Genomic DNA, 6598 nt, shown 5'->3' with positions numbered 1-6598 from the left:
CACCCACCCGCCTCATGGAACCTCAGGCGGAGGGGGCGGTGGAACACTGTGGGCGCTCAAAAAAATCTCGCTGCGAAGGAACCGCGGAGGTAGCGGGATACCCTGAACGTAGTTGGCTATATGCCACTGCCATTTGGATTTTTCTGGAACAGGAGGATAGGTCTGAGCGTAATCACTACTTATGTCGATCACCGAATTATCACCAGGAACCAGACGCAGCACTGTGCCTCCTTGGCGCGTTGCAGCCGCATAGTAGCGACCAACCCTAAGGCGCATTCCGCCACAACGAACGTCAGTGAACGCGACTTGCCGAAATGATGCTTTGCCCTTGATGGAGCGGACGATCTCTATGTCTCCAGCAATCGAACTCGAATCTGGCGCACGATCCTTGAGTCGAAGCGAGAGCAAGCGAAATACAAACACATCCTTCGCCTGCGCGAGATCATGAGAGAACGGAGCCTCTTGGGGATCAGCACATGCAAATGCGCTCGCCGGCGAGCTGAGTAGTAGTACAACTGTCAGGGCTAAGAGATGTCTCATAGGGTGCCTAACTTCTTAGTAGACCCCAGATCGAGGTGATAGCGCCGAGTATTCATGTGGTCGGCTGTGCCGTCAACTTTCGTAAAGGTCAGTAGAATCAGCAGTTTGACCGTGGATCAGCTGTTTCTTGATGTGGCTGGCGCGACCTGCATATCGTGTTGGATGCGGTGATATCTGATATCACCGCTGAATCGTGGTGGTAAACGAGCGTTGTGGCCGACCTTGGGTTGGGTCGGCTCCATCGACCCAGCAACCCGCATGGTTGGATTGATGAGGTTGATCCGGCCTGCGCGCGAAGCCCGGCTTCAACCCGTCTTCGCCGTCGCGATCTGCCGTAGCGCGCGCTCAAACACCTCCATCGGCTGGCCGCCGGAGATCAGGTGCTGCTGGTCGATGATGATGGCCGGAACGGCGTTGATGCCGTTCTGGCGGTGGAGCTGCTCTTCTGCGCGCACCTCGGAGGCGTAGGTGTCGGAGGCGAGGATCTCGCGCGCGCGGTCCGGTGCCAATCCAGTCCCGCCCGCGATGCGGACCAGGGTGTCGTGGTTCGAGACGTTCTGCCCGTCGGTGAAGTACGCGCGCAGCAGCGCGTGCTTGAGCGCGATCTGGCTTCCTTCCAGTGCGGCCCAGTGCAGCAGCCGGTGCGCATCGAAGGTGTTGTAGATGCGGCGGCGGTCGGCCGCGAAAGTGAAGCCCAGCTCGGCGCCGCGTTGGCGGATGCGTTCATGGCTTTCGGCAAGCTGCGCGGGGGACAGGCCGTATTTCTTCTGCAGGTGCCCGGCGATGTCCTCGCCTTCGGGCGGAAGCTGCGGGTTCAGCTCGAACGGGCGGAAATGGAGTTCGGCCTGCACCTCGCCGCGCGTACGTTCCAGCGCCTGTTCCAGCGACGCCAGCCCGATGGCGCACCACGGGCAGACCACGTCGGAGACGAAGTCGATGCGCAGCGGCACGCCGCCGGTCGCCGTTGCGTTCATTCCTGCTCCATCGGCAGCTTCAAGTCCTGTTCCTTCGCGCACTGCCTGGCGATGTCGTATCCCGCATCCGCATGCCGCATCACCCCGGTGCCCGGGTCGTTCCACAGCACCCGCGCGATGCGCTTGTCGGCTTCCTCGCTGCCGTCGCACACGATGACCACGCCGGAATGCTGCGAATAGCCCATACCCACGCCGCCCCCATGGTGCAGCGACACCCAGGTCGCCCCGCCGGCCACGTTGAGCATGGCGTTGAGCAGCGGCCAGTCGCTGACGGCGTCGCTGCCGTCCTGCATGGCCTCGGTCTCGCGGTTGGGCGAGGCGACGGAGCCGGAGTCGAGGTGGTCGCGGCCAATAACCACCGGCGCCTTGAGTTCGCCGTTGCGGACCATCTCGTTGAAGGCCAGGCCCAGCTTGTGGCGCTGGCCCAGGCCAACCCAGCAGATGCGCGCGGGCAGGCCCTGGAAGCTGATGCGCTCGCGGGCCATGTCCAGCCAGTTGTGCAGGTGCGGGTCGTCGGGGATGAGTTCCTTGACCTTGGCGTCGGTCCTGTAGATGTCCTCGGGGTCGCCGGACAGGGCCACCCAGCGGAACGGGCCGATGCCGCGGCAGAACAGCGGGCGCACGTAGGCGGGCACGAAGCCGGGGAAGTCGAAGGCGTTGGCGCAGCCCTCGTCCCTGGCCATCTGGCGGATGTTGTTCCCGTAGTCGAAAGTGGGCACGCCCTGCGCAGCGAAGGCGAGCATGGCCTCGACATGGGTGCGCATGGAGCGCTTGGCGGCGTCGCGCACCTTGTCCGGGTTTGCCTTCTGCTCGGCGAACCACTGCTCTACGGTCCAGCCGATCGGCAGGTAGCCGTGGATGGGGTCGTGGGCGCTGGTCTGGTCGGTGACGGCATCGGGGCGCACGCCGCGCTTCACCAGTTCCGGCAGCACGCTGGCGGCGTTGCCGAGCAGGGCGATGGACTTGGCTTCGCCGGCCTTCGTGTACCTGTCGATGCGGGCGAGGGCGTCGTCGAGGTCGGTAGCCTGTTCGTCGACGTAACGGGTCTTGAGGCGCATGTCGATGCGGCTCTGCTGGCACTCGATGTTGAGGCTGCAGGCGCCGGCCAAGCTGGCGGCCAGCGGCTGCGCGCCGCCCATGCCGCCGAGGCCGGCGGTGAGGATCCATTTGCCTTTCAGGTCGCCGCCATAGTGCTGGCGGCCCATCTCCACGAAGGTCTCGTAGGTGCCCTGCACAATGCCCTGGCTGCCGATGTAGATCCAGCTGCCGGCGGTCATCTGCCCGTACATCATCAGGCCCTTGCGGTCGAGCTCGTGGAAGTGCTCCCAGGTGGACCAGGCCGGCACCAGGTTGGAGTTGGCGATCAGCACGCGCGGCGCGTCGGGGTGGGTAGGGAACACGCCGACGGGCTTGCCGGATTGCACCAGCAGGGTCTCGTCGTCGCCCAGGGTCTTGAGTGTCTCCAGGATCCTGTCGAAGCAGGCCCAGTCGCGGGCGGCGCGGCCGATGCCGCCATAGACCACCAGGTCCTCCGGGCGTTCGGCCACCTCGGGGTCGAGGTTGTTCTGGATCATCCGGAACGGTGCCTCGGTCAGCCAGGACTTGCAGGTCAGGTCGCTGCCGCGCGGGGCGCGGATGCTGCGGGACGGATCGTGGCGGGGGTCGGACATGTGCGGCTCCGGAAGCGGTTGACGGTGCGCCGCGCGGCGTGCGGGGGCGAATGCCGGGATTATCGCATTGGGGTGTGGAAGGCCCGAGTGCGCGGGCCGCGATGATCCGCTCCCTCCCCCGTTTACGGGGGAGGGCTGGGGTGGGGGCGACGGAGCCGCGCGGACGTCTGATGTATGGATGTTTCGAGTGAGCGGCTTGTAGAACATGTCCACTCGATGGCGAGTGGCGGCGTTCGGTGTACCGGCGCCGGTTTGCCCCCATCCCAGCCTTCCCCCGCAAGCGGGGGAAGGAGCGGAGTGCGGGTGCTGTGGGGGAACGGGTGCGGCAAGTGAGCGGGCTGTGGACTGTGAGCGCCAGCGGCGGCGGACGACTGGGGCGCCGGGCGGCAGAGGGCCGGTCAGAACAGCAGGTTCACCATCGCCACCACCACCAGGGTGTAGGTCAGCGACAGCGGGGCGCCGACGCGCCACAGTTCGCGCGGCTTGTAGCCGGCGGGGCCGGTGATCATCGACAGCACCGGGTTGGACTGGGTCATGAAGTTGTTCGAGGCTGACAGCGCCACGATCAGGGCGAAGGCGGTCGGGTCGCCGCCGGCGGCGAGCGCGAGGTTGATCGCCAACGGCACCACCACGATGGTGGCGCCGACGTGGCTGATGACCAGCGAGAAGGCGGTGGTCAGGATGGCGACGGCGATCTCGATCACCCACACCGGCAGCCCGCTGGGCAGCTGTTCGATGGTATGGCCGGCCACCCAGGCGGCGGCGCCGCTGCTGTCCATGGCCCAGCCCAGCGGGATCAGGCAGGCCATCAGGAACACCGTCTTCCAGTTGATGGCGCTGTAGGCCTCGTCCATCTTCAGCACGCCGCAGACCAGCATGCCGGCCACGCCGGTCATCAGCGCGATCGAGGTAGGCACGCGCGAGGACAGCGCGATCAGGATGGTGACGGCGAAGATCGCCATCGCGATCTTGAACTTGTGCGGGCGCTGCTCGCCCTTTGGGAAGTCGGTCACCACCACGAAGTCGCGGCTGGAGCTTTCCGACAGCGCCTGCCAGAAGCTGTGCAGCACCAGCATGTCGCCGGCGCGCAGCGGCAGGTCGCGCACGTTGTCGCGGATCACCTCCTCGTCCTTGCCGCGGTTGACCGCCAGCAGGCGGATCCCGTGCTGCCGCCGCAGCTGCAGCTCGTTGGCGCTCTTGCCGATGAACTTGGAGGTCGGCGGGATCACGGCCTCCGAGATGCCGGCGCGGGCCGGATTGAACAGATCGCCGAAGTTGCGCAGGCGCGTGCTCATGCGCAGGAACTGGTTCTGCGCGAAGTCGCCCACCTGTTGCCGCGTGCCCATGGCGCCGAGCACGCTGCCGACCCAGATGCGGGTGTCGGCGGCGGGGGCCAGCTTGGCTTCGTTGTCGCTCTTGAGCGCCAGTAGCACGGGGGCGTGGTGCAGGGCCTCGGCCTCGCCGAAGGTCATGCCGACCAGCGGGCTGTCGGCGGTGACGGTGAGCTCGTACACGTCGCCATCGATGCCGTAGGCGCGGGCGAAATAGCTCTGCGTGCGCGCCGGGGTCACGTTGCTGTCGTTGCCCTCGCGCAGCTGCCGGTTGCCGAAGAAATGGAAATAGGCCAGGCCGGTGGCCAGCAGCACCAGGCCGATCGGCAGCGGGGCGAACATGTTCAGCGGTTCCAGCGTCGCCACGCCGGAGGGCAGGTTGGCGTTGGCCGCCACCAGCAGGTCGTTGAGCAGGATCAGCGGCGAGGTGCCGACCATCGTCAGGCTGCCGCCCATCACGATCGCCACGCCCAGTGGCAGCAGCAGCTGCGACAGGCTCATGCCGGTGCGCGAGGCCAGCCGCGAGGCCACCGGCAGGTACAGCGCCATCGCCGCCGGGTTCTGCATGAACGAGGAATTGAGGCCGGCGACCGCCGAGGTCAGCAGCAGCAGCCGCTGCTCCACGCCGTGCGCGCGCCGCAGCAGCCAGGCGGCCAGCCGGTTGAGGGCGCCGGTGCGGTCCAGGCCCATGCCCAGGATCATGGTAGCGATCACGCTGATCACGGCATTGGACGAGAAGCCGTTGAAGACGTCCTCCGACGCCACCTGGCCGGTCAGCCCCAGCAGCACCAGCACCACCAGCGCCACCAGATCGGCGCGCACCCGCTGGAACACGAACAGCAGCATCGTCAGGCTCACCAGACCGAGGACGATCTTCATGTCCGTGGTGAGCGAGAGGGCGGTGTCCATTTAGGGCCGGGATTGGTGATTCGTGATTCGGGATTGGGAAAGCGGGCCGCAGGCGGCGGACCGTCAGCCGGTGGACCCGATGCCGTTATCCCGGCAAAGGCCGGGGTCCATTTCGCTTTGCCGGCGGATCACGGTGGATCCCGGCCTTCGCCGGAATGGTGTCGGATCCGGTGGCTGGCGGCGCCGGGTTCCGTGCCGCGAGACGCGTGCCTCAAGAGCTCTCCGTTTTTTCGAATCACGAATCACGAATCACGAATCCCGGTCGTAAAGCAGATCCCACACGCCATGGCCCAGGCGCTTGCCGCGGGTCTCGAAATGGGTCTGCGGGCGCCAGTCCGGGCGCGGCACGTGCCCGCGCGCACCGGCGCGGTTGCGCAATCCCCCCGTTGCGTCCAGGACGTCCCACATCTGTTCGGCATAGTCCTGCCAATCGGTGGCCAGGTGCAAGCGCCCGCCGGGGGCCAGCTTGCGCACCAGCAGGTCGGCGAAGGCCGGCTGCACCAGGCGGCGCTTGTTGTGGCGCTTCTTGTGCCAGGGATCGGGGAAATAGATGCGGATCTCGTCGAGCGAGGCGTCGGCGATCTCGTGCTCGAGCACCTCCACCGCATCGTGGTGGTAGACGCGGACGTGGACGCTGCCGTCCTCGGCCAGGGCGTTCAACAGGCGGCCGACGCCGGGGGCGTGCACCTCGATGCCGATGTAGTCGCGCGTGGGATCCTGGCGGGCGGCGTAGCGCAGCGCCTCGCCGTTGCCGAAGCCGATCTCCAGCACCCGCGGCGCGCTGCGGCCGAACACGGCGTCGAAGTCGCGCGGGCCGGCCTGCTGGTCGGCGGGGCGGAAATCCAGCCCGAAACGCGGCCACGACAGGTCGAACGCCCGCTGCTGGGCCTCGCTGAAGCGGCCCTGGCGTAGCACGAAGCTGCGCACTCGGCGGCGGCCGGGCTCGACGGTGAAGGGCTTGTCGCGGCCGGCCTCGCTCACGACCCCTCCCCCCGTAGAGCGGAGCTTGCTCCGCTGCTCCAGGCTCCGGAGCCCATGCAGCGGAGCAAGCTCCGCTCTACGGGGCTGGGGTGGGCGCGCGTCGCCAGCCGGCGTTCCGGCTGGCTCCTGTCGGGGGGGGGGGGGGGGGGGGGGGGGGGGGGGGGGGGGGGGGGGGGGGGGGGGGGGGGGGGGG

4 protein-coding genes are annotated in these 6598 nt (G+C 67.4%); all 4 read right to left on the bottom strand.

Features of this window, described 5'->3' with window-relative positions; all coding sequences use genetic code 11:
- Positions 1–845: 845 nt before the first annotated feature.
- Entirely contained in the window at positions 846–1514 is a 669-nt protein-coding gene (locus tag AB5T46_RS20175) for a DsbA family oxidoreductase (RefSeq protein WP_370565900.1), read from the bottom strand.
- Positions 1511–3184 carry a urocanate hydratase gene (hutU, locus tag AB5T46_RS20170; protein ID WP_370565899.1) on the bottom strand — a complete coding sequence of 558 codons (1674 nt, stop codon included), beginning with the start codon at positions 3182–3184 and terminating at the stop codon, positions 1511–1513. The genes AB5T46_RS20175 and hutU overlap by 4 nt, the downstream gene beginning before the upstream one ends.
- A 398-nt stretch (positions 3185–3582) precedes the next feature.
- Positions 3583–5424 (bottom strand): SLC13 family permease, encoded by a 1842-nt coding sequence (locus tag AB5T46_RS20165; RefSeq protein WP_370565898.1) that lies wholly within the window; start codon positions 5422–5424, stop codon positions 3583–3585.
- 249 nt (positions 5425–5673) lie between these two features.
- Positions 5674–6405: a tRNA (guanosine(46)-N7)-methyltransferase TrmB gene (trmB, locus tag AB5T46_RS20160; RefSeq protein WP_370565897.1), complete on the bottom strand. Its 732-nt coding sequence runs from the start codon at positions 6403–6405 to the stop codon at positions 5674–5676.
- Positions 6406–6598 lie beyond the last annotated feature (193 nt).

Origin of the sequence: Luteimonas salinilitoris, assembly GCF_041300785.1 — a bacterium.
In the GTDB taxonomy this organism is placed as follows: Bacteria; Pseudomonadota; Gammaproteobacteria; order Xanthomonadales; family Xanthomonadaceae; genus Luteimonas; species Luteimonas salinilitoris.
The sequence above is the reverse complement of the archived record's forward strand: the minus strand, read 5'-3'. Positions and strand labels throughout refer to the sequence as shown.